General features: G+C 58.9%; 14 protein-coding genes and 1 pseudogene. 12 read left to right on the top strand and 3 right to left on the bottom strand.

What is annotated here, in order from left to right; translation table 11 throughout:
• The first annotated feature begins 11 nt into the window (after nt 1–11).
• Nucleotides 12–806 (top strand): ABC transporter ATP-binding protein, encoded by a 795-nt coding sequence (locus XH84_RS10250; RefSeq protein WP_128948151.1) that lies wholly within the window; start codon nt 12–14, stop codon nt 804–806.
• Nucleotides 807–828: 22 nt separating this feature from the next.
• On the top strand, nt 829–2,025 hold the full coding sequence (locus tag XH84_RS10245; protein ID WP_128948150.1) for an acyl-CoA dehydrogenase family protein: 1,197 nt from the start codon (nt 829–831) through the stop codon (nt 2,023–2,025).
• A 676-nt stretch (nt 2,026–2,701) separates the two neighbouring features.
• Here XH84_RS10245 and XH84_RS10240 read toward each other — a convergent pair.
• Both XH84_RS10240 and XH84_RS10235 read right to left on the bottom strand, forming a co-directional pair.
• Nucleotides 2,702–3,187 (bottom strand): annotated as a pseudogene (locus tag XH84_RS10240) (PIN domain-containing protein); the annotation flags it as partial.
• 24 nt (nt 3,188–3,211) lie between these two features.
• Nucleotides 3,212–4,276 (bottom strand): helix-turn-helix domain-containing protein, encoded by a 1,065-nt coding sequence (locus XH84_RS10235; protein WP_128948148.1) that lies wholly within the window; start codon nt 4,274–4,276, stop codon nt 3,212–3,214.
• A 96-nt stretch (nt 4,277–4,372) separates the two neighbouring features.
• Here XH84_RS10235 and XH84_RS10230 point away from each other — a divergent pair, with 96 nt between their 5' ends.
• From XH84_RS10230 to XH84_RS10210, 5 genes are read left to right on the top strand one after another with little or no spacing between them, the layout of a single operon-like run.
• Nucleotides 4,373–5,440, top strand: coding sequence for a CBASS oligonucleotide cyclase (locus tag XH84_RS10230; protein WP_245471668.1), 1,068 nt, complete (start codon nt 4,373–4,375; stop codon nt 5,438–5,440).
• Nucleotides 5,385–5,942 (top strand): HORMA-1 domain-containing protein, encoded by a 558-nt coding sequence (locus tag XH84_RS10225; protein WP_347338868.1) that lies wholly within the window; start codon nt 5,385–5,387, stop codon nt 5,940–5,942. Before XH84_RS10230 ends, XH84_RS10225 begins: the two co-directional genes overlap by 56 nt.
• On the top strand, nt 5,939–6,835 hold the full coding sequence (locus XH84_RS10220) for an AAA family ATPase (RefSeq protein WP_128948146.1): 897 nt from the start codon (nt 5,939–5,941) through the stop codon (nt 6,833–6,835). The genes XH84_RS10225 and XH84_RS10220 overlap by 4 nt, the downstream gene beginning before the upstream one ends.
• The gene (locus XH84_RS10215) at nt 6,835–8,001 is read left to right on the top strand and encodes a hypothetical protein (protein ID WP_128948145.1); all 1,167 of its coding nucleotides are present in this window, start codon (nt 6,835–6,837) and stop codon (nt 7,999–8,001) included. The genes XH84_RS10220 and XH84_RS10215 overlap by 1 nt, the downstream gene beginning before the upstream one ends.
• The gene (locus XH84_RS10210) at nt 7,998–8,552 is read left to right on the top strand and encodes a 3'-5' exonuclease (RefSeq protein WP_128948144.1); all 555 of its coding nucleotides are present in this window, start codon (nt 7,998–8,000) and stop codon (nt 8,550–8,552) included. The genes XH84_RS10215 and XH84_RS10210 overlap by 4 nt, the downstream gene beginning before the upstream one ends.
• 599 nt (nt 8,553–9,151) lie before the next feature.
• Here the strand turns inward: XH84_RS10210 and XH84_RS10205 are convergent.
• Nucleotides 9,152–10,405 carry a tyrosine-type recombinase/integrase gene (locus XH84_RS10205; RefSeq protein ID WP_128948143.1) on the bottom strand — a complete coding sequence of 418 codons (1,254 nt, stop codon included), beginning with the start codon at nt 10,403–10,405 and terminating at the stop codon, nt 9,152–9,154.
• A gap of 1,081 nt (nt 10,406–11,486) precedes the next feature.
• Here XH84_RS10205 and XH84_RS10200 point away from each other — a divergent pair.
• From XH84_RS10200 to XH84_RS10180, 5 genes are read left to right on the top strand one after another with little or no spacing between them, the layout of a single operon-like run.
• Nucleotides 11,487–12,752 carry a lysine N(6)-hydroxylase/L-ornithine N(5)-oxygenase family protein gene (locus XH84_RS10200; protein WP_128948142.1) on the top strand — a complete coding sequence of 422 codons (1,266 nt, stop codon included), beginning with the start codon at nt 11,487–11,489 and terminating at the stop codon, nt 12,750–12,752.
• Nucleotides 12,749–14,641, top strand: a complete 1,893-nt coding sequence (locus tag XH84_RS10195; protein ID WP_128948141.1) for a class I tRNA ligase family protein — start codon at nt 12,749–12,751, stop codon at nt 14,639–14,641. Before XH84_RS10200 ends, XH84_RS10195 begins: the two co-directional genes overlap by 4 nt.
• Entirely contained in the window at nt 14,638–15,876 is a 1,239-nt protein-coding gene (locus tag XH84_RS10190; protein WP_128948140.1) for an ATP-grasp domain-containing protein, read from the top strand. Before XH84_RS10195 ends, XH84_RS10190 begins: the two co-directional genes overlap by 4 nt.
• A gap of 45 nt (nt 15,877–15,921) precedes the next feature.
• Nucleotides 15,922–17,073, top strand: coding sequence for a saccharopine dehydrogenase C-terminal domain-containing protein (locus XH84_RS10185; RefSeq protein WP_164937345.1), 1,152 nt, complete (start codon nt 15,922–15,924; stop codon nt 17,071–17,073).
• Entirely contained in the window at nt 17,012–18,238 is a 1,227-nt protein-coding gene (locus tag XH84_RS10180) for an ATP-grasp domain-containing protein (protein WP_128948138.1), read from the top strand. The genes XH84_RS10185 and XH84_RS10180 overlap by 62 nt, the downstream gene beginning before the upstream one ends.
• Nucleotides 18,239–18,248: the final 10 nt, after the last annotated feature.

The following is an 18,248-nucleotide window of genomic DNA, read 5'->3' as shown; positions in this document are numbered from 1 at the left end:
TGAATCCGGGCATGAGTGACGTTCTGCTTTCGGTTGAAGGGTTGGCGGCAACCTACAACCACGCCATCCGCGCGGTGAGTGACGTATCATTTGCGGTTCGGCGTGGCGAAATCGTCGCCGTACTCGGCGCAAACGGCGCCGGCAAATCGACGACGCTCCAGGCGATCTCGGCGCTGCTGCCGGCTCGGCGCGGCCAAGTGGCCGCCGGGCGCATCATCTTCGACGGCCGCGAAATCGTGTCCGCATCGCCCGCGAAGCTGGTCCGTGCCGGGATCGTTCCGGTGCTCGAAGACCGGCATTGCTTCCCCTCGTTGACCGTGGAGGAGAACCTCATCACCGGCGCCATTGGCCGCGGCGCAAAGTCTAGGGCAATCCGCTCCGATCTGGACGAGGTCTATGAGCTTTTCCCACGACTGAAGCGTCATCGCAGGTCGGTTTCGGGCCTCACCTCGGGCGGCGAGCAGCAGATGACCGCGATCGGCCGTGCGCTGATGTCACATCCGCGCCTCTTGGTGCTGGACGAACCTTCCATGGGGCTTGCGCCGCTCGTCGTTGAAGGCATTTTCCGAGCGCTGAAGCAGCTCAACAGCGAGCGGGGGCTTTCGATCCTGGTCGCGGAACAGAATTCAACGGTTGCGCTGCGCTTTGCCGACCATGCTGTCGTGCTTGAGAGCGGCCGCAGCGCGCTGTCCGGTGCATCAACCGAATTGCGCAGTCGCGACGACATCAAAACCCTTTACCTCGGCGGTTCGCCGCAAATCGATGTCGCCGAGAAGCCGCTGATCCATGCCGTTGTCACGGTTTGACGAACACAGGGGAGAATGACCAATGGCAAATAACAATCTGGCGCGCAAGACCGATTCTGACATCTATTCTCGGCTGGACGCCGCGATCGATGCGACCGTAAAGGTCAACGCCGATCGCAATGATCTGGAAAGTCGCTTTCCAAAAGAAAATCTGAGGGCATTGGCGGAGGCCGGCTGGACCGGCGTGTTGAACGAAACGCGCTTTGGGGGCCTCGGTCTTAGCCATGTTGATTTTGCCGAAGCCGCTTACCGCATCGGGCAGGCCGATGCGTCGACCGGCCTCGTCTACGTCATGCATGTCGGCGCGGCTCAGACGATCAGTCTGTTTGGTAACGACGACCAGAAGGAGCGCTGGCTCAAGGCGAACAATGGCGGCCTGCTTGGCACATATTCGACCAGCGAACGCGCCACCGGTGGGCACTGGTGGTATAACCTCTCCGAGGCTTCGCGCGACGGCGACAATTATCTTCTCAACGCAGAAAAGTCGTTCACAACGAGCTCCGGCCAGGCTGATTTCTATGTCGTGCAGACGCGCAGCCCGGGCGCCAAGGACCAGACCGACATCGTCTTCTTCATCGTTGACGGCAAGTCTGAGGGTATCGAATCCAAGCCTTGGGACGCGCTCGGTGTCCGCGGCAATCACTCAGGTCCGATCCGCTACAAGAACGTACGGGTGCCGCAGCGTGACCGACTCGGCGCTGAGGGACAGGGCAAGGAGATCATCTATGATGGCGTGTCCCCTGTCTATCTGATCGGGCTCGGTGCCGTCTGGGAAGGCGTCGCCCGCGGCGCATTGAACGCAGCGGTCAAACACGCCACGAGTTTCGTTCACAAGGATCGAAACAAGAACCTGTCGGACTATCAGGCCATCCGGCAGGAGCTCGGGGCGGCCAAGGTGTTGGTCGAAACGTTGCGGCCGTGGCGCCTGGAGCTTGCGGCAAGGCTTGATGAGCTCTGGCGAGCCGGTAAGCCGCAGAGCGAGATCCTGATTCCTCTGACAGAGTTCAAGGTCCATGCCGCCGAGGTTGCGAACAAGGTCGCGGCAGCGGCACTCACGGTCACGGGAGGTTACGGCTATCACCGCGGACCCATCGAGCGCGCCTTCCGGGACGCGCGGGCGGCCATCGCCATGGGACCGTCGAATGTGATCGCTCGGGACTGGATCGGCAAGGCGCTGGTCGGGCTGCCGCTCGAGCTGTTCTACGACGGCGGAGAATAGACCCAAATTCGCCGAGCCGGCGGGGCGCTGGGCCCCGCTCGCTCCGGCCTCAGCGGCACGCGCCGCTTCGAAAGGGCGACTTCGTACCGTTCTGGAATCCTGCGCCACACGTGTGGGCTGCGCTATTGGAGGTGCATTTGGACGCCGGAGCCCACTGAGCAGCGAGAGTTCTCTTTCTCTGAAGAGTCGAAATCATCTGGATGAGCGTGTCTGCGAAGACTTTGCCGCAGCTGTCTATCTTGCCCTCTGCAAGCCCGCTCTCCATCGACCGCTTTACGCGATCGCTCGCTATACCGCCGAGCTTCCGCACGGCGACCGCGGCGGCAACGCCGAGATGCTCGTCCCTGCGTCAGCTGCGCCCACGCAGCGAGGACGTGCTGAAAGCTCTGGCGTGTCATGTTTCAGCACGCAAATCGGTGGAGCAATCTACGTCGGCCAGACATTGTCGCCAGTCTACGAACCGTGTCCGAATCGATCCGACCGATAATGTTGGTGCGGACGTAGATGGCAACATCCCCTTCGCTGAGAAGGTGCCGGGCAGCGCCTTCGATGAGACGCAGTCCCTTCTCCAGCTCAGGATCTGAGCCTGAAGATTGGCAGTGGCCCTCTGTAACCGTTGTAGCGCTGCATCCCGCCACTGCGTCGTGCGGAATAGGTTTTTCGTAGGGAATGTGACCTAGGCTTGGCGAATTTGCTCTGCGAAGCGAGCCAATCGGCGGCGTGCTTCCTGCGAAGGCAAGCGACATCGCGGATGGGAGAAGAGAGTATTCAAACCATCATGCAGCGTGCTGAAAGCCACGTGATTGCCGTCGGCGAACTGGTCGAATAGCCATAAGACCCCATGGATATCGATCCGTTCGGCGACGGCGAGCTCTCGCAATATCCCATCGCCGGTAAGCAAGGTCCATTGGCGGGACTCGGCGATCGCAAAGGCGAAGGTATCCGGAACAGAGAGACGTGCATTGCCCCGCCGAACTGTCGTGGCGCGGCTTAACTCGTCAGGCGTCAGGACCTCCACGCGAAGTCCCAACCCCACCAGCTCCTCGCCGAGTGCGCCGGTCAGCTCCCGATCAAAAAGTAGGTCGGGCACGGCAAACTCGAAAGGCAAACGGAACAAATCCTTTAGGAGCTGCGCTCGCTCAAGGTCAATCAGGACCGATGTGTCGGAGACGAGAACTGGGACTTATCAAGCCGCCACCTGATCCAATCTGGCATCAAGTTCTCGAACCGATATCCCCAGTAGTTCAGCAGCCCGCGACTCCCCGATCATGCCTTCGGCCAGGGCTCGATAGCACAGCCGCTCAAAGCGCTTGGGTTCTTCCAGCTCCGGCTCCATCGTCTCCGGCTCCTGAAACGGCGCCGTCCTCCAACCTCGCTCTGCGAATATCTTGAACAGCCGGGCAAAGGCCGCCTGGCTGATAATTCCGAGATCCTTGCAACGATAGACGAGCGCCTGAATGCTCACGCCGAAGCGCTTCTTCAGAGCCACAAGCTCTCCGATGCTGATCGACGAACGATGGGCACCGATTTCGGCTCGCAGCACGTCGGCCGGCACCAAAAAGGCGCCGGCAAAGCGATGTGCCGCCTTTTCTTCGTCAATCCCTCCTGACGGCGCGATGACCATATGGCCGAGTTCGTGCGCGAGATTAAACCGCTTTCGCTCCGACCACGTGCTGCGCTTGATGACGATGACGCGCGCGGCCGCACGATCTTTGCGCCTGACCTTGGCAGCAAGGCCGTCGATATCGTCGAGATCGAACGAAAAGATCTTGATGCCACGCTCCTCGAGCAGTTCAGCAAGCTGGGGAATGGGGTCATTGCCGAGCCCCCAATCCTCGCGCACAGAGCGGGCCGCATCTTCTGCGTCGCGCAAGTCGGCAACGGGATGGGGCGCGCTGCGCGGCTGTTCCCAGTCGATACTGCGCATCTGAAGGAGATCCTCGACCGCGAGATAACGCTCGAGCATGTGAATGGCACGCGCCTCTAGGACGGCCTCCTCCTTGGACGAGGCTCCAACTTTCTTCCTGAAATCCACTCCCTCCAGGGCGATCTCATCTTCGTTAAGGAGATATTCTTCCGTCACACCGAGAGCCTTTGCCAGCGCAATGAGGACACGTGAGCTCGGCATGTCCTCATTTCTTTCATATTTTCCAATGGCTTGCGCTGAGACGATCCCGTCTATGGCGTCCGAGAGACCCCGCAGCGACAAGCCCGACGCCGATCGGGCGACTTTCAGCTTGTTTCCGATCATGGCGACCTCCTCTCGCTTTTGTTGGTTTCCAAGTCTACGATATATGTACAATTTTGTAAACTGGAAAGCCTTGAAATCGGGTAAACCAGCCCGCATATGAGGAACGATGTTGGCCCCTGTTGCCGGTTTTGTAAACCAGCCGACAACGGCGGCTCGCGGCATGATCGCGCCAGATTTGGGCGCCCGCCGGCTGTAGCCGAGCGGGAAGGAAGGGGTGAAATGGCGTTAAGCAATACCGAACTGCGTTACTACGACAGTAACGTCCTGCGCCTACCAGACGACAAGCGGAAGGAATATCACGAGCAGGTGGATCGCCTGATCGCCGAACTGTGCAAGGGCGTGCGCGACAAGACCGAGATCAAGATCACCAAGGTTGTGAAGGCGGGCTCGTTCGCCAAGTACACGATCCTGCGGAAGACCAGCGTCGATCCCGTTGATGTGGATGTCGTGTTCTACATTTCGGGGCGCGACGCCGACAAGGAGACGCTCGATAATCTGAACAACACTATCTACGACCTGCTGATCAAGCAGTACCCCAACAAGTCGGTTGAAGATTTCGAGATTCAGCGCAAGGCCGCGACTGTGACATTCGTCGGCACGGGGCTGAGCGTGGATATCGTCCCCGTCATCGAGGATGAAAAGCGGCCCGGTTACGGCTGGCAGTTCGATATCCATGATGGATCGAAAATCCAGACCTGCGCTCCCTGCCAGATCAAGTTCGTCCGCGACCGGAAGGATAAGGACACTGACTTCCGCACGCTAGTGCGCCTGGCGAAGAAGTGGCGCAATCATGCGGAGATCAAGCCGCTCAAGTCGTTCGCGATCGAGTTGATCATGGCCCATGTGCTGGAGACGCAGGGCAATTCCGGAGGCATCGAGCAGCGCTTCCGCAACTTCCTCCTCTATATCGCCCAATCGGGTCTAAAGGAGCAGATCAGCTTTCCCGAGAACAACCCGCCGTTCGGCACCTTCAATGATCCGGTGGTCATCCTCGATCCGGTTTACAGCCTGAACAACGTGACCAGCCGGATTTCCGAGGCCGAGCGCAAGGAGATCGTCGCGGCTGCGGACGCGGCATGGGAAACTGCCAATTTCGCATCCGCTGAAAATGACAATGAGGTCTGGAAAGAAATCTTCGGTCCTCGCTTCAAGACGGAGGACTGAGATGAGTCAGACCAGAACTGCGAGTGCCAGCGCTACCTATACATATGTCGACGTCGAAAATGTAGTGCGCCGCGTCAAGGCGGATCTCATCATGATCGCCGACAGTACCGGCGCCTGGACTGCCACTGAGGCAACGAATTACGCCCATGACATCGAGGTTTTGGCCAAAGCAGGCTATCTCAAATGGGTCGATGTCACGCTGTTCAGCCATGGCGTCGAAGTCAAAGCTGTCAGGTTCGAGGTCGATACCGATGCCGGGTCTCTGACGACGAGCCGGCCAGGCGGCGTCCGATGGCCGAAGGTCGAGGGGGCGCATCTTCGCATCGTTCTTAGTCATACCGATGCGTACACAAGCACAGCGCGCGAGGCCACGAAAGACAAGCTCAAGATGGGATGGGGACCGTCTTACGACGATACCAGTCATTCGTCGCTGACTTCTTCAGGCGGCCGCAATTACGTAAGCAACGCCTATGGCGTGCAAAGAAAGGATTGGGCGGAGTGAGTCAGCCGAGCATTTTTGATAGCGAAACCCCACTCCCAAGTGAGGCGCTCTCCAGGCGGGAAAACACGCTGTTGGGGTTTGCTGCACGCTATGCTCGCGTCCATGATCAGCTTCGGCTCTTGCTGAACGTGGGCGGTCTGGGCGAATGGAACCGCAAGCACCATGGCGGCAAACTGGCGATCTGTGATCTCGTCGCCGAGCAGTATCCGCTCGTGATCTTTCACGGCGATGTCGGAACCGGCAAGACGGCGATGGCCGAGTGCATTGCGAACAAGCTCGTGGCCGAGGCGCGAAGCGAAGATTCCATTCTCTTCAAGCTGTCCAACCGCGTCCGCGGCAGCGGGATGGTCGGCGAGATGGGAACACTCATCGCTGAGGCGTTTCGCAAGGTGATCCAGTCGGCCGGCAAGACTCGCCGGGCCATCCTGATCATCGATGAGGGCGATAGTCTCGGCGCCTCTCGGGCCCAGGATCATAGCCATCACGAGGACAAGGTGGCGGTGAACACCTTGATCCAGGGCGTCGACGATCTCCGGCAATATGGCGGCCGCATCGTTGTCATCCTTTGCACAAACCGGCTCTCGGTGCTCGACGCCGCACTCCGCCGACGCGCCGCAATCATCGAGGAGTTCAGGCGCCCGACGGATGAAGAGCGTCGGCAGCTCTTTCAGATGGATCTTTCTGGGCTGCGTCTCCCCCCGACCCAGATCTCGGAACTGGTGGCAGCAACGGGTGCGCGCGGCAGTTATCCAGCGTGGACCTATTCGGACATCCGCACGCGACTGTATCCCGCGGCGCTGGCCAAAGCCTTCCCACAGGAGCCGCTGCGGTTCGAACACCTGAAGTCAGTGGCTGCAGTGCTTCATGCCTCGCCTGTGATGGAGGACAAGTGATGGCTCGGTCTCCGCTGCTCGGTCGGCGCATCCATATCTCCGGCAGCATCGTTGAGGATGCGGCCGTAGCTACCGCTAGCGATGTCAACGCCGCGCGCGACCTGGTAGCCGCTTTGGTCAAGGAGCTCGTGAAGCGCGGCGCGAATTTCGTAATTCCAGTCGATGCTGAACCGGTGCGGAAATGCGATAGCCTGCCGATCTGCTTTGACTGGCTGATCTGGACGACGATCAAGAGTAATCTGACGCTGCGGCCTGCAAACGTACCGGGCCCGCTCGCAGTCGCAGTGCAGCATCACAAGTCAGAAGATCAAATTCCTGAGGAGTATGGCGCTCTCTGGGACGAGCTGCGCGCCTCGCCGCTGGTCAAGATCGAGAACGCTGCCCACTGGAACATGGCCAGCAAGCGCATGGAAGCGCAGGCGCGCTTCGGTGACATCTTGGTCGCGCTGGGTGGCTCCGAGGGGGTCCTCTTCCTGGCCAATCTTTATCATGATGCGGGCAAGCCCGTTGTTCCGCTCAACCTGGCTATCTGCCCCGAAACGACAGGCGCGAGACGCCTCTACAATTTCGGGCTGACCAGCAGCCAGAGCCGGCGGCTGTTTCAGATCGTCGAGGACGGAGACGTGCATGACTGGATCAACAAGATCCGCTTTCCGCCACGACAATCCATTTCCGATCGCGTTTCCGTGCTAATAGATCTCCTTGAGTCACTTGAGCGTCCCAAGGCCTTTGCCGTCCGGCTATTGAATCCTGATCTACCCGACTATGCTGACGTTCAGAATTACTTCGACACCGTGGTTCAGCCAGTGATCGAAGGCGAGCTGGGCTATCGCCTCGTCGTTATCGACGGCCGTCAGGCATATGAGCATTCCCGAATCGATCAGGAGATATTCGCGAAGCTCTATCGCAGTAGTGTGGTCCTCGCGGACATCACGGGGGCGCGGCCGAACTGCTTTCTTGAGCTTGGATATGCTCTCGGCCGCGGCCTGCCGACCATGCTAATGGTGCGAGAAGGCGCGAGTCTGCCTTTCGACATTACGACCTTCTCGGGACTGCATTGGAAGACAGCGGGCACTGTGGATGACAGGCGGCGAGCTTTCCGCGAACACTGGCAAGCCATCCGCAACCGACCCTCACTGGTTCAAGCGAAGCCTTTGATTTCATGAACAACAAGCGCGAGGTCTTCGTCTCGGTCGATGTGGAAGCCGCCGGTCCAATTCCCGGCGAGTTCAGTCTGTTGTCGATCGGCGCCTGCTCCGTCTACCAGCCAGAAAAGACATTCGCCTGCGAGCTGAAACCAACCAGCCAGAACTTCGATCCTAAAGCCCTGGAGGTGAGCGGGTTGTCTCTGGACGAACTCGCGCGAGGAGGGCTTGCGCCTGCCGATGGCATGCAAGCCTTTGCTGACTGGCTCTCGACGATCACCGGTCGAAATGAAACGCCGGTATTCGTCGGGTTCAACGCGCCGTTCGATTGGTCTTTCGTAAACTACTATTTCCATCGGTTTTGTGGAAGAAATCCCTTTGGCTTCACGGCGCTTGACATCAAGGCACTGTATATGGGGGCGACCGGCTGTCGTTGGGTCGATACCCGCTCGAGCAAGATTGCCGAAAGGCTGAAACCAGTCTTGACTGGGACGCATGATGCCCTTCGCGATGCATTGTATCAGGCCGAGATCTTTCGGCTAATTCGGTCTGAGCTCGTCGGCAGAAACTGATACGAGGTCTCAGCCCTGGCTGCTGTCGCGCATCTCGAAGCCGTCGTATTCAGAAGCTGCGATGACTGCGGTCGCGCCCCTATGCCGAGTATGCATAGCAAGACAGGCTAAGAACACAGCAAGATCGCCATGCACCTCTTAAGAACATCTTGGTCGGACTTTCGGTCAGCCGAACGACAAATCTCCGGAAAACGCGATACACCACTTTCGCCGATCAGGCCTTTTGACGCAATAAGGCAACAACCTGTTGCACAAATTCGGTCCATGCATCAGCGAACGTGCGCATATGCTTGAGGTTCGGGGCGGATAGCCCGGTCATCTCGGCGAACGCGCCGAAGGTCTTCGCCTAGGCGTCGATGACCTTCGCGCCCACTTCCCATATCGCGTCCGATGATCAGTAAGCGAGATCCAGTCACCGCGCGCCGGAACGTAGCTGTATGCGCATTCGGCTCCCCCTTCAGTCCGATATCGCCGAGGTTCTGCAGGCGAAACGCAGGCCGCGCATGCTATGTCCAATCGATGGTGATCTCCGGCTCGGTTCGGAGTGAGCTGTGGCCGCGCTAGCGGGTCGTCGCGAGAGGGGGATGAGGGGCGGACGCTTATGCGGCTTCTTGCAGCACGGTCTTCCGTCTCTTCTTGGCCAGCAATTCGCGGACGAACTTGTCCCACCTGATCATGGCCACACGCTTCTCCGGCATATAATTCCAACGGTCGTAGCTCTTGGAGCTAACATCCTGGAGGGTGTGGTTTTGCAATCGGTCTCGGATCTCTTTCGACAGGCCGGCCTTGCCGGCGAGTGTCTTCCATGTCCGTCGAAGGTCGCGGTTCGTCACCACAGGAATGACTTCGCGGTCCCGTTGGCGCCACATGAATGAATAGAGCGTACCGTGGCTGACTGGCTTGTTCGGATCGGTCGCCGACGGGAAGAACCACCCATGCTCATTCGGTTTGATCGCCTCTATGAGCTCGGCCGCAATTTTTGGCACGGGAATGGCGTGAGGTTTGCCATTTTTCGTCTTTGACCAGTCGATTATTCGCTCCGCTGCATCCCATTGGTCGACATGCAATCGAGCGATCTCTTCGACGCGCTGACCGGTCAGCATGAGAATTCTGACAGCGCGTGTGTAAGGCGGGTGAACCGGCGCATCGGGGCATTCGAGCCAACGATAGAGACGCACGAATTCTTCTTCGTTGAGCCAGCGCGTGCCCACGTTTTTGGGTTCTGTTGGAATGCCTGCAGCCGGATTGTAAGCGAGACGAAAGCGGCGGGGTGACGTGGTGCGGTAGTCGTGTTCGGACTTCAAGCCCCAGCTGTAAGCCGATCGGATGTAGCTGCGAACGTGATCAGCCATTGAACGTTTGCCGCGTTCATAGATCGGGCGGATGACCTCTCTGATTTCGTCAGGCTCGATGTCGCGGGCGGGGCGGTTACGGCCGAGAATATCGGCGATCTTGTTCAATCCTTTTTCCGCTTCCTTCCAGGAAGGCTTTCCTTCAGCCTTGAGCGAACCGACGTAGGCTTCGAATAGATCGGCAACGGTACCGGGCCGCGTGTCGCCCGCGATCTTAATGCTCCGGCCCTTTTGGATCATGTCGGCGTAGTCGCGCTTGAATACTTCGCGCGCCTGGCTCAGGCTCATCGAGGGATAGGAGCCAAGCTTTTTCTTGAGGCGCTTCTGGTCTCGCCACTGCTGCGCCATCCAATCCGCCGTGACGCGGGTTGGCATCGGCTTCATCACAAGGATGAGGCGACCCGTCCCGTGACCGTCGCCATCCACAAGGCTCAGCTGCTTTCCGGCCTCTTCGACCTGCTTAAGAGCGCGGCGTATTTGGCCATCTGTGAGGCTCGGCACTGGGGTCTCCCTTGGGCTTTGGAGTGGGGTCAGCAGATGGGTTGCAGGGGTCTGCAACTGGGGTCAAAAAGCGCTTCGATCCCCCTTAAAACCGACCCCAATATGCCATAGTGTGCGACTCTGCGACAAGCCGAAAAATCGTTGTTATTCAAAGTGCTGAGGCGTGATCAGGCGTGATCGAAAAGGGCCGAGTGGGATGGTTGCCCGTAAGCCTTCGTGGCGGGGCTAAGCTGAACCATCGCCATGCTGGCTGCCCGATGATGCGCCTGGCACGGCTGCTGCCAATTCGTGCATCATTTGTCGGCGGTCAGCGGCCGCCAATGCGCAAAGCCCAGATGCGTTTGCCTGACTCGCCATCGAGAGTGATGGCGCACCCGACACGATTCGAACGTATCGGAGGGCGCTCTATCCAGCTGAGCTAAGGGTGCATTCCACTTGTCGTCTACGCCGGTCGACCAGCGATGGTCAACTGCGTCGGCTCGCCTCCGATCTCCTTCGCGGCCCAAAAGAACTTGACACCTGCCTTCGAAGAGCAAAGCCAATCCGTCCAAGCACCGAGCAACTATCAAACCTCAGAGGTGACGGACTGAAACAGCAGGCGTATCGAGGCAAGGTGATGATCGTCCGGAACGGGATTGTTTGGGCGCCATGAACGAGCCAAAAAAATGCCGCTTCGTCAACGAAACAAGCTTAGTGTCCTCGGCGAGATCGGGCATGCTCGGCGCGGCGGGTTCAGGAAACGCTGTCAAACTCGCTTTCTTCGACGTGGGGAACTGGATGTGTGACGAATACGTTTGATCGAGCCTAACCCGACGACAAGGTTATCTGCACGGTGGAAACGGCTGCCGACTGAAACCGCAGCGCTCAGGAGATGTCACCGCGTTCGGAAGGCGGTGTTTTCGGCAAACTGAAGGTTCGCGACTTGCTAGGTACAGCGGGACTCGGTCCCCTTCGGATGAACGCGAAGAAACGGCTGACGCTAGCGCCGAGGCACGAGCGATCTCAGTGCAGGCTTGACTCATTTGCTTAAGGCACCGGACGTGCGTTCCGTTCGCCGCAAAAAAACAGTTCGGCGGGTTGCATGTATGACGTGGTTGGTATCGGAATTGGTCCCTTCAATCTCAGCCTTGCCGCTCTCGTAAAGCCGACGGGCCTGCGGTGTGTGTTTTTTGAAGATAAGCCCGGTTTTTCCTGGCACGCCGGCATGGCCTTTTCCAGCGCCAGGTTACAAGTGTCACATCTCAAAGATTGTGTGTCGCTCGTAGATCCAACCAGTCCGTTCTCATTTCTCAATTTTCTGCTACAGACCGGACGACTCCATGCGTTCGTCAATCGACGGTCCGGCGGGGTCTCCCGCAATGAGTTTGGTCAGTATTACGCCTGGGTTGCAGATCAGCTTCCGTATCTCAGATTTGGACAAAAAGTACTGGACGTGTGCTCCGAAACCACACATTTCCGCGTCTTGACAAGCCAGACGGAATGTCGCGCTCAACACGTCGTGCTTGGGCTCGGAATCTGTCCTGACGTCCCGGATTGCGCGCGGCCGTTGTTAGGCGAACGTGTCTATCACGTAGCAGAGTATCTAAATAGACCGCCGCTAGCCGCGGGAGAACGGGTCTTGCTCGTGGGTGCCGGGCAAAGCGGCAGCGAGGTGATGGAACAGTTGCTCTCCGGCCCACCCCTGAAGCAGATACTTTGGGTTACCCTCTACGATAACCTCGAACCAATGGATGATTGCGCATTCACGAACGAGTTCTACACGCCCGCCTATTTGCGCCACTTCCAAACTAAGGCCCTCTCGCGTCGACGAGAATGGGTGCAGGCCAAGAGGCTGAGCAGCGATGGAGTGTCGCGGGATCTCGCAAATCAGCTATTCTCCCAAATATATGAACACCGCTTCGTCGAGAACAAGAACGCCGGCGTCCAGCTGGTTGTCAGTGCTCGCCTTGACAGCCTGCGGCAGAACGATGCGGCTTTCGAAGCTGTCCTCAAGTGTACCGAGACAGCAGTAACGCGCAGGGTGGCGGTCGATCGTGTGATCCTTGCCACTGGTTTTGTGTCAAACACTGCGCCATTTCTTGACCGGATCATGCAGCTCGCCTGCACTGAGAATGGTTTGCCCAAGATCAGAGCAGATTGTTCACTGGAGAGTCGGATTGCCCTACCAGGCAAGATCTACCTCCAGAACAGAACACGCATCCAGCACGGTTTACAAAACCCGAATCTGTCTCTCGTCGCGTACCGCAACGCAACCATCATCAACAGCATCATGGGAAAGGAGTTCTATCCGCTGAACTCGAACCGCTCAATGCTTTCGCGTGTGACCGAATTGCGAGAGGATCGATGAAAAAGCTGCGCGACAACGTGGCTACCCGCCACTTCAACGCATCGAAGTTCTCTCTCGAGAGAGGCGAGTCCACAAGCTTTGACTGCCATGCCGATCACGAGATGCTGTTCGTGTTCTCCGGCGTCGGCGAGGTTACCTATGGTGACGGAACGCTTTCCACGGAGCAGCTCACCCCCGGAGACATGATACTGATGCCGCCGTTCGCTGCCCATCTTATAAAGAACACAGGAGCAGAAACCCTTGTGATGGGAAATGTGTGGTGGGAGGACCGGCAGACCATTGACGAACGGGTCAAGGCACCGAAAAGCGAGCGCCGTCTGCGCGTGGTTCTGCCAAGCTTTACGACACCCAATGGACGCATGCATCTCGGCCATCTGGCCGGGCCGGTCGTCGCTGCTGACATATTTACCCGGGCGCAACGGACACTCGGATTCGATTGTTACCAGCTTTGTGGCTCATTGGGCTTTCAGACGCATGTGGGGATAACCGCTGCGCGCGAAGGGCGAAGCTATCGTGAAACGTCGCGAATGTACTCGGATGATTTCCTCGCCAATTACCGTCTGCTGAAAATAGATTTCGATGTGTTCGCGACGCTGGATGAGCTTCCGCGGTTCGAAGAGATCGCGCGCGAGTTCTTGAGCGCCCTGGACGCCTGCGGCCATCTGATCGAGAAAACCACTCGCGTTCCGTACTGTGAGCATGGGCACGGATACCTGTTTGAAGCAAACGTGCGAGGCTTGTGTCCGCACTGCGGCGAAAAAATAAGCTCGGAATGTGAGAACTGCGGGCTGTTTGTGCCTGATGAAGAACTGGTGGATCCGGTGTGCAATCACTGCGACCGCGCAGCAGCATGGCGCCCGCTAAAGCGCATGTTCGTGCCACTAGAGCCGCATCGGGTCGTGCTCGAGCGGCTCCTGATGTCGGGGGCCTACGTCGGCAAAATGCCGGATTTCGTCGCCAAGGTGCTGCAGCACAAGCTACCGAACATTCCACTCGGAATCTCTTCATCGGAGGGAGTCGCTCTCCCGTTCCGCGGGCAAGAGGACCTGAAGCTCTATTCGGCTGTTGAGCTCGTCCCCCGCTTCTTGACGGCACAGGATATGCTCGCCTCCAGTGCGGAACTCGGCTCGGGCGAAGTAGAGCTTGCGCTGTTCTTTGGCTCCGACAACGCGTATCTGCGCTGCATCATCTTTCCGATTTTGCTGCACCTTTTTGATGCCAGCAGATTTCGCATCGTGGGGTTTTTTGCCAACGAATTCTACCAACTTGACGGCTACAAGCTCTCCACCTCTCGGGGCCATGTCATATATGCTGATGATCTCATTCGCCGGGGAATTCCCGCCGACTGGCTGCGCTTATATGTTTGCCATACGCGTCCTGCGGTTGCCGCGACGAGCTTTAGCCTTGGTGAAGCGTTCGATTGGATCGAACGGCGCCGCAGACGACTCGCATCCGTCATTCAGATTATCAGCAACGCGGTCGAAACGCATCACCGCGGGACAGTGCCGGAGCCCGGCACTTGGGAGCGCCTGCATCGCGCATTTTATCAGCAGCTTTGCGAGCGCCGGCATGAGGGCGGGCGGCTATTCTCGGTCGAAGGTTTCGAGCCGCGGCAGATCGCAGAGTTAATCGATCGCTTGCTTCGCGATCTTGACAGGTTTGCAGTAGAATCGCTGCACTCTCGCTATCATCCGGGCATCGAGCGCGCCGCTTGCGCTCTCAGTCTTGTGGGCCTGCGGCTGTGGGCGACGCTTGCCTGGCCTGTGATGCCTGAGCTGTGCACCGCAGTCCTAGCGCGCCTCGGGAGTCGAGAAACGCCATGTCTGAACCGCGCCTTGCAGTGGGTTCCCGCCGGGCGATCCTTTGACATTGGAGGCTGGGCTGCATGACCGAGTTTCTACTCTATATCAATTATCGCCGACTCATACGAGAAAGCATTCGTGCATTCGAAGCGGCGCATCGGCTCGGTTACCGCGTTGCCGTGCTTGGTCAGCCGCTGCCCCCGGAACTTGCCAGCTACGTCGACGAGTGGCGTCAATGCAATCCGGCGAGCCTTGACTCGCTTGAGAGCGCGGTCGAGGAGTTCAGAAACTCTATCCAAATCGCCGGTGTAGTCTGCTTTACGGAAACTGCTGTCGAAGCCTGCGCCATCGTTGCCGCGAAATTGCGGCTGCCCGGGTTGCCGCGGGCATCCGTGTCTGGGGTGCGGGACAAATCGATACTGCGCGAGCGAACCCAGTCGGTTTCCGGCGTCACGCACCGCCTTTTGCACAATGATAGCGATCTGGAAGAGTTCATCGGTGTGGCGGGGCTCCCCGTCATCGTCAAGCCGTTGAATGCCTCGGGCAGCACCGGAATTTATCTCATTCGCGAGTCTGCCGACCTGGATGTCTTTCATTCCAGTAGCAAGAAGATCGGAAATCCGACGTACGACCCGACCTTGCGCCGGGAAACGCTCACGTTCCTGGCCGAACGTTATATCGCCGGGCAGGAAGTGAGTGTGGAAGGATACGTCTCCCACGGTGAAGTCACCGTTGTCGGGATCACGCACAAGCTCACCTCGGATCCTTATTGCCTAGAGGTGCGGCATATCTTCCCTGCCGACCTCGACGGTGAGATGCGCGGCATGATTGAAGAAAAGGCCAAAGACTGCGTGCTGGCGCTGCGTCTTGACAATGCATCCTTCCACCTCGAAGGCAAGTACGACGGCCCGCAGTTCACGGTCATTGAGGTCGCTGCCCGGCCGGGCGGGGATTACATCGCGTCGCATCTTGTCCCGCTTGCGTTGCAATATGACTTTTACGAAAACCTTGCTCGCATTGCAGTGGGCACGGTGCCTCTCCCCCCGCCCGCGCCGCAGCGCGTGGCAGGGATCCATTACGTCTTGGCCCAACAGGAGGGGCGGCTGCTCGGCTACCATGGCCTTGAGGCGGTTCTCGATCACCCTTGGGTTGAGCAGGCGATCGTCGAAACATCGGTCGGTACACACATTGTGCTTCCGCCAAACGATTTCCGTCTTCAACGTCTGATCGCGGTGATCAGCACCGCGCCGAGCCAAGCACTGCTCACAAAGCATCTCGATTGGGTATCGAAGACGATCACCCCGGTCTTCGCCCGCGAGTGAAACATGCAGGCTGACGTCATAGGCGCTGGTACGATGGGCAGGGGAATGGCAGCGCTGCTGCGCGAAGCGTTTCCGCGGTGGACGGTCCGTCTCATCGATCGCGATATGAGCGCGCTCACAGCTGCGCGAGACGCGTGGAGATGCGAGATCTTGTGCACCGACCAGCCGCAGCACGCAGGCCTCGCACCCGTCGTAATCTGTGCCGCCACGTGGCCGGTAACGCTCGGCGTGATCGAGAGCCTGGCGGGCCGCGCTGCACGTGGCTTGCTTGTGAGCATCAGTCGGCCCGCTAACAAGGACATGCCACGCGTGCAGCAGGCGCTGATCCAAGCTCCGACTCTTGCGGTGGTTCTGCCCTGCGGGCTGGAGCCGGGGCTGACGGAGATCCTGGCCTGCTATTTGCTGGAATCCACTCAGGAGGTGCAATCCCTTCGTATGTGCTGCGGTGGGATTGTGGTGCCACGCCCGGCCAATCCTCTCGGCTACAAAAGGCTCTTCGGAACTTCCCACCTCCCGCTCGCGAAGCGCGACGCCTATTGCATCCGCGATGGCGCCCTCTGCGTCGTTCCGCGCTTTTCCGATGTTCAGCAGCTCGCCTGGCCCGACATCGGAGTTCTTGAGCACTGGCATGACGGGATGCAACCGAGGCTATCGGAATATCCGAAATTGTCTCGGCCGGGAGCCAATGTCGACCAACGCACGTTGCGTTGGACGGGACATGCCGAAGTGGTCGCGTTGCTACACCATCTCGGCGTCCTGGCCGAGGATGCCGTAGATAGAGATACCGGGCTCACCTCAAAGCAGCTTTTCGAACGCGCCGCTCAGCGGACTCTTGGCCTGGCCGAAGGCGAACAGACAGTGACGCTTCTAGCAATCGATCTCGCCGGGCTTCGGCACGGACGACGGCACATGCACAGCTTGCGGCTTAATTTCACCGACCGCCCCGATATACGCTCGATGGCTCTTGCTACCTGCTTGCCAGTGATCTTCCTGATCAACTGCCTGATCAGCGCCGGAAACGCCGTTAGCGGATTGCATTACCCTGAAAACATCATCACGCCCCGGATGACGCCAGGCCTGCTCAGATGGTTGGCGCATCAAGGTGTGGCAATAACAATGGATAGATCCGGTGACAATGCAGAAAGAATTGCTGGTCTTGGGTGGAGTAAGCGCGATTCAGTCCCGCCACGTTTATGATCAGGCGCGCGCGCAAGGCCTGCGGGTGGTGTTGACGGACAGGCCCGAGCGTCTTGAGCCGGCCGGTCAGCTGTCGGATTTCGCCGATGAGGCCCATCCGCTCGATTTCGAGGATGTGAGCGCCTGCCTCGACTGGGTCAGTACCTATCCCCGGCGTGAGCTCCTTGCAGGAGTATTCAGCTTCAAAGAGAAAGCGCAGCCGGCGATCGCCGGACTTGTTCGCCGCTTTGGATTCAGGGGCCCGGGTGAACGTGCGCATGAGTGCACCACCAATAAGTCGGTTTGCCGCGAAACGTTGCGGGCAGCCGGGTTTGCGCAGCCGGAAATGGTGGTGTGCCGATCAGGCGAGGCGGTCGATCGAGCGTTCGCCGAGCTCTCGCGCCGGTATCGCAGGCTTATTCTCAAGCCGATGACCGGTTACGGCAGTGAGAGCGTCTTTCTGCTGGATAGTGCGACGTCTGTTGCCGTTGCGTTGGCGCAGGTTAGGCCGTCGGCCGAGCGACCATTCCTGCTCGAATCGTTTGTCCAGGGGCGAGAGTTCAGCGCGGAAGGGGTGTGTGTCCGTCGCTTGCCGATGGTCTTGAGTCTGACCCGAAAATTCCTGATCGGTGATCGCAATTTCGTCGAGTGCGGCCATGTCGCGCCGGCAGATCTCGCACCTTCCCTGAGTGAGCGCGCGATCAGCCTTGTGCAGGGCGCCGTTCACGCCGTCGGGCTGACTTTCGGCATGTTCCATGCGGAATTCTGGGTTTGCGATACCGGTGAGATCATCATGGGCGAAATTCATTCGCGACCCGGAGGCGATTACATTACGCACCTGACCCAGTACGTGACCGGCATCGCGTATTACGGCAGCGTCTTCGCCCAGATGCTGTGCCCGGAGGCCGGCCTGGTGATGCTTTCATCGGAAAGATACGGCGCGGCCGGCATCCGATATTTCCTTCCGCCCGCTGGCAAGGTGCGGCAAATAGCCGGATATGACCGGTTGGCCGAAATGCCCGGCTATGCCGGTGCCGAGTTGACGATCAAGGTCGGCGATACCGTGAAACCTGTCTGCCACTCGTTCGATCGTGTTGGTCATGTGCTTGCCACCGGGGCAAGCGCTGGCGAAGTCGATGACCGGCTCGCCCGTATGATTATGACGGTCACCATCGCCGTTCAATAAAAAGCCTGTG

Origin of the sequence: Bradyrhizobium nanningense (assembly GCF_004114535.1) — a bacterium.
Taxonomy (GTDB): Bacteria; Pseudomonadota; Alphaproteobacteria; order Rhizobiales; family Xanthobacteraceae; genus Bradyrhizobium; species Bradyrhizobium nanningense.
This window is presented reverse-complemented; position numbering and strand designations above follow the sequence as displayed.

What these genes read in the sequence shown, in the direction of transcription:
- XH84_RS10250 (WP_128948151.1), top strand. Translation starts at nt 12, where the DNA reads ATGAGTGACGTTCTGCTTTCGGTTGAAGGGTTGGCGGCAACCTACAAC.
- XH84_RS10245 (WP_128948150.1), top strand. Translation starts at nt 829, where the DNA reads ATGGCAAATAACAATCTGGCGCGCAAGACCGATTCTGACATCTATTCT.
- XH84_RS10235 (WP_128948148.1), bottom strand. Translation starts at nt 4,276, where the DNA reads ATGATCGGAAACAAGCTGAAAGTCGCCCGATCGGCGTCGGGCTTGTCG.
- XH84_RS10230 (WP_245471668.1), top strand. Translation starts at nt 4,373, where the DNA reads ATGAGGAACGATGTTGGCCCCTGTTGCCGGTTTTGTAAACCAGCCGAC.
- XH84_RS10225 (WP_347338868.1), top strand. Translation starts at nt 5,385, where the DNA reads ATGACAATGAGGTCTGGAAAGAAATCTTCGGTCCTCGCTTCAAGACGG.
- XH84_RS10215 (WP_128948145.1), top strand. Translation starts at nt 6,835, where the DNA reads ATGGCTCGGTCTCCGCTGCTCGGTCGGCGCATCCATATCTCCGGCAGC.
- XH84_RS10210 (WP_128948144.1), top strand. Translation starts at nt 7,998, where the DNA reads ATGAACAACAAGCGCGAGGTCTTCGTCTCGGTCGATGTGGAAGCCGCC.
- XH84_RS10200 (WP_128948142.1), top strand. Translation starts at nt 11,487, where the DNA reads ATGTATGACGTGGTTGGTATCGGAATTGGTCCCTTCAATCTCAGCCTT.
- XH84_RS10195 (WP_128948141.1), top strand. Translation starts at nt 12,749, where the DNA reads ATGAAAAAGCTGCGCGACAACGTGGCTACCCGCCACTTCAACGCATCG.
- XH84_RS10190 (WP_128948140.1), top strand. Translation starts at nt 14,638, where the DNA reads ATGACCGAGTTTCTACTCTATATCAATTATCGCCGACTCATACGAGAA.
- XH84_RS10185 (WP_164937345.1), top strand. Translation starts at nt 15,922, where the DNA reads ATGGCAGCGCTGCTGCGCGAAGCGTTTCCGCGGTGGACGGTCCGTCTC.
- XH84_RS10180 (WP_128948138.1), top strand. Translation starts at nt 17,012, where the DNA reads ATGCAGAAAGAATTGCTGGTCTTGGGTGGAGTAAGCGCGATTCAGTCC.